The organism is Limnospira sp. PMC 1279.21, from assembly GCF_032349615.1.
Lineage (GTDB): Bacteria > Cyanobacteriota > Cyanobacteriia > Cyanobacteriales > Microcoleaceae > Limnospira > Limnospira fusiformis.
In genome coordinates this window covers 1-3897 of the sequence record NZ_JARPLU010000279.1, presented here as the reverse complement: position 1 = coordinate 3897, position 3897 = coordinate 1, and the positions used below count along the sequence as shown (strand labels likewise).

Annotated in this window: 3 protein-coding genes; all 3 read right to left on the bottom strand. The window is 40.9% G+C overall.

All coding sequences use genetic code 11. The features are described 5' to 3' along the window. Window positions 1–405: 405 nt before the first annotated feature. The 3 genes from P5683_RS23425 to P5683_RS23415 all read right to left on the bottom strand — a co-directional run bounded on the left by P5683_RS23425 (window position 406) and on the right by P5683_RS23415 (window position 3788). Window positions 406–1386 carry a hypothetical protein gene (locus P5683_RS23425; protein WP_048895042.1) on the bottom strand — a complete coding sequence of 327 codons (981 nt, stop codon included), beginning with the start codon at window positions 1384–1386 and terminating at the stop codon, window positions 406–408. 9 nt (window positions 1387–1395) lie between these two features. Further along, window positions 1396–1677, bottom strand: a complete 282-nt coding sequence (locus tag P5683_RS23420; RefSeq protein WP_006626115.1) for a glycosyltransferase family 39 protein — start codon at window positions 1675–1677, stop codon at window positions 1396–1398. Window positions 1678–1901: 224 nt separating this feature from the next. Then, window positions 1902–3788 (bottom strand): DUF6798 domain-containing protein, encoded by a 1887-nt coding sequence (locus P5683_RS23415; RefSeq protein WP_006626116.1) that lies wholly within the window; start codon window positions 3786–3788, stop codon window positions 1902–1904. Window positions 3789–3897: the final 109 nt, after the last annotated feature.

The window sequence follows — 3897 nt, the reverse complement described above, 5'->3', positions numbered from 1 at the left end:
TATTTTCTCCGACTAGATGAGTCGGGCTAATCTCTGAAGCTGTTTTCTAGTATAGCAGTTTTCTTTTGAGGGGGTTTCGTGTTACTTTCTCAAGATACGAGGTAAGCTGGAATATTAAGAAAACCGAACCTACAAGGCTACAAGGGTAAGGTGATGATGCGAAAAGACGGGTAGAGCCCCTTGAGTTAATTTGGGCAACCCACCCGCGCCGATCTATCGGCTTTTCTGTGAATTAGAAATTAGATTTATAGATGAGTATAGCGCCCTGGTCGCCCAGTTGTAACTGGGAGTCCTCAGACCAGGTTATATAGCGGATTGGGTTTCCGCTAGGCATTTCCAGAGCTTGGAAACCGGGTGTTTGTGTAGGGTCTGGGAAAATGCGGTTATCCAACAAAACCAAGGTCTCTACATGGGGGGGAGAACGATCGCCTCTGGTCCCAAATCGCGAGATAAACCCTGTTGTTGGTAGTCAGATAAATATAGGTCTACCAGGCGATAATAGTAATGGCGAGTCAAAACCACGGTGGTTTCGGGGGAAAAGCGATCGCGCACAAACTCGATCCTCTCGCCTATATCGCGGTTAAACACCCGTACATCCTGGGCGGTAGGCATTCCCGCTGAACCGAAGAGGAAAAATAAACCATTTACACAGACGATCGCCGCTGTTACTATCCCCCAACCTGAGAAGACGACAGATTTCTGAAAAGGCTTGGGTATAGTGGCGGATATAGTTATAAACAAATCGGGTTTTTGTTTTTCCCAACGGTCTCCTAACCATACAATTGTTAGACCTGCCATCATCATAATTCCTGGCATAATTGTAAAAGTTTGAGACTTGCGGCGCAGATGTACAAATAGAAAATAAAGCATTCCGGGAACACAAGATAAAGACAGGGTTTGAATGCGTCGATCGCGCCGAATTAGGTGTGCAATAGCTTGGCGATCGCATACCAAAATCCACAACATCGGAATAATGGCTACACCTATTAGGCGGAAATATTCTTTCATAAAAACCATTAAATTGTCAAAGATTTTCACCAAAGAATCAGCGTCTCTGCGTTCTGTATGTAGGGGGAGCCATTCCTGTACTAATTGCCAATAATTATCCCAGCCGCCGCTACTTGCAATTAAGGGAATAAACCCAACAGCCACGGCTGCCAATCCCAAACTTACAGCTATAAATACATCGGTTAATTTGAACCTATATCCCGAATTGGGAGACCCAAAACGCCATCCTAAAAATAGGGAAGTCAGGGCTAGGGGCAACATAAAAAATGGGGTACTAGGGCGAATACCTCCGGCTAATCCCATCAATATAGTTAGGGTAAATAGGGCGGGTCTATTTGCGAAACTGGTTAAATAAGCGGCGGCAATAATTAGCACCACCCAGCTAAATTATAGGGTATGGGAAAAGGCAGTTACACTGTGATACCAAAACAGGGGACTGGTGAGAGTTAGGAGGGCTACAGATAAACCTACTTGATGATTATACCAGCTTTTTGCTAATAGATAAAGGGCGGCTACTGTCACCCCAGAGGCGACGATATTAACGGCTACCAGACTCAAGGTAGGGTCATCTAAAAATAGGTGAAAAAATCGCGCCATCCAGATAAAAATGATAAACATTCCTGGCATTTGCGGCTGTGTTTTGCTAACATCAAACTCTAACACTGCCATGGCAAAATGCCCCTCGTCTCCCTGGGGGAATTGGGTATGAAATGGGAGTCTAGTTAGAATGGTTAGAAAAAATAGGACGGTGGCAATTATCCACTTTGGGGAGATGCGATCGCCTTTTTTTAAGGGGGGATGACACCAGAAGTATTACTCATAAATATTTGGGCAAAATAGTTATCAAATGTATGATATCTTAAAACCGGAGTTTATGTATTATCAATATTACGCTACCTAGGTATTTGCCAAATTACCCAGTTTTCGGCTTGGTCTATCATTTTTCCTTCTAGCTGAGGATGCCAGTCTCGGCGGGTCAGAATATAATCAGCGTCAAAACTTCGGGCTACTGCTATCAATTCTGATGCTGATTTTTGGCGATATTGTTCATCTAAAACGCTGGGTGATTGATGGACGATTCCTGTGATGCTTTGCATCCGTTTTTCCCATTCTATTATACCCCTATCTGTAAACGGAAAACTTTTAAAAGACCAGAGGACCGAACGTTGAGAGTAGAAACGGAATTTGTCATCGGAAGGGGGAACTAAAACTAGGGCATTTGGGGAACTTTGCTGTTGAAAACGCTGGGCTAAAATTTCGACTGGTTGGTGGGGTGTGGCGGTGATTTTTAGCCGATGTGGTATCGACCATATTCCGGTAATTATTAATAGTGATAATATCGACAATTTTAGTGGTTTTGGCAGTCTAGTTTTACAGGTAATAATTGGGGAAGCTAGGGTGAATCCTAAAAATAGGTGATAGTGATAATTTAACACTAGGGTTAAGATGAGCAAAAATACTGAACTATAGTTAATCCATGGAGATTTAATAGCTGGGTGATTTTGTCTAATTAAAAAACCTAAATACATCAGGGCTATGATCACCCCAAAATAGGAACATAGCATAATTGATATTCCTAAAATTAATCCTGTTAATACAGCAATTATCCAGGTTTTTTTGAGTTGTGAACTATAATTTAATGATATTCCTAGGGTGATGGCTACAATTAATAAGACAATCCCACTATTTTTAATTACAGATATGCTAATTAATAAACAGCCTAGGGGGATATTTCCGGTTCGATATGCTTGTTTCACCCAAAGAGCGATCGCTATTAATCCTAGTAGTTGTATAAAAGGACTGGTGCGCGCTAATTGTAGTTTAGCGAAGGTCGCCACGGGAATCACTTCTACAAAAATATAACCCATAGATAATAATGCTAAACCGAAAATTAAGAGGATTTGTAAATTGGTTTTTTGCTCGGCTTTTAATATGGATGAAGTCCGCATCATAATTAACCCAGAAATCACGAAACCGATAAAATTTAACCAACCCCTTAAACCAAACTGGGAATAAATTAGATGATGGGGATGGCGAATATAAGCGTATAAATGAATGAATTTTTCCGGGGTAATTATCTGGCTGTCAGTTTCTGATAATAACTTCATAGGAACATATACACAGGCGGCAAAAATTAGCCAAATTATTAATCCGATGATTATCGATTTACTGGATTTATTATCATTAATTTTTTTTATAGCCATAATCGGAATAAATAATATTCCAGGAATAAAACCTATTAAAAATTGCAGTAAAATGGCTAAACCAAATAGGCTATATCCGATAATCCAACGACTGCGAAAACTATAGTAAATCCCCCAAATGGCTAAACCCATAGCTAAGACGGCGGGGATGGGTTCTTGGCGAAATAAATTGGTAAAACCAATAGTTCCATTGGCGGCGGTTAAGCCTAAAAATACCAGAATACTTGGGGATATAGAGTCGGATAGGAAAATTTTTCCGATCGCATATAAAGCCAGCATAAAACTGGTAAATGCTATGATATAATAAACCCAGATAATTCCGGCAATACTCAATCCTAACTTAGCCGGGAAAGCTATTAAATGGTAATAAAAAAAACGGGGGTTAAATTCCACCATTTCCTGTACATAAAAATCGCGAGGGTAAAGATGAGTATCTACCAGAAAAGCTATGGCTGGTAGTTGATTACGGAGATTAGCTGATCCTAGTTCATAGCCATAAAAAACTAGAGTTGCGCCTATTAATAAAAAAGCGATCGCCCCTAGTTGCCATCCCCGAAGTCTAGGGCTGAGGTTCATAGTACACCTGAGAAATCTTATATAAATTTTGGGGCAACTGTGAAATTACCGAGTTTTGACACTCCCCGCTCTGAAGAGACGGGGATTCTTGGCTCACCGAGACCACTTA

What these genes read in the sequence shown, in the direction of transcription:
- P5683_RS23420 (WP_006626115.1), bottom strand. Translation starts at nt 1,677, where the DNA reads ATGGCAGTGTTAGAGTTTGATGTTAGCAAAACACAGCCGCAAATGCCA.
- P5683_RS23415 (WP_006626116.1), bottom strand. Translation starts at nt 3,788, where the DNA reads ATGAACCTCAGCCCTAGACTTCGGGGATGGCAACTAGGGGCGATCGCT.